This window comes from Buttiauxella noackiae ATCC 51607 (genome assembly GCF_001654865.1).
Classification (GTDB): Bacteria; Pseudomonadota; Gammaproteobacteria; order Enterobacterales; family Enterobacteriaceae; genus Buttiauxella; species Buttiauxella noackiae.
In genome coordinates this window covers 1-308 of the sequence record NZ_LXEO01000091.1, presented here as the reverse complement: position 1 = coordinate 308, position 308 = coordinate 1, and the positions used below count along the sequence as shown (strand labels likewise).

The 308-nt window shown below is 51.3% G+C and carries 2 tRNA genes; both read left to right on the top strand.

From position 1 onward, the window contains the following. Positions 1-24 precede the first annotated feature (24 nt). A tRNA-Ile gene (locus M979_RS22250) sits at positions 25-101 on the top strand. A gap of 114 nt (positions 102-215) precedes the next feature. Continuing rightward, positions 216-291 (top strand) — tRNA-Ala (locus tag M979_RS22245). Positions 292-308 lie beyond the last annotated feature (17 nt).

The window sequence follows — 308 nt, the reverse complement described above, 5'->3', positions numbered from 1 at the left end:
AGAAAACGAGCAGTAAAACCTTATAGGCTTGTAGCTCAGGTGGTTAGAGCGCACCCCTGATAAGGGTGAGGTCGGTGGTTCAAGTCCACTCAGGCCTACCAAATATCTCTCCATGCTGTGTTGCGACCCCGCTCACATACTTTAAGTATGCTTCGCGGTGACGCGTCTTGCCTGAAGAGAAATTAAAGGTAAATCAAAGGTTTTACGAAATCGATGGGGCTATAGCTCAGCTGGGAGAGCGCCTGCCTTGCACGCAGGAGGTCAGCGGTTCGATCCCGCTTAGCTCCACCATCATTTCATGCTCACCC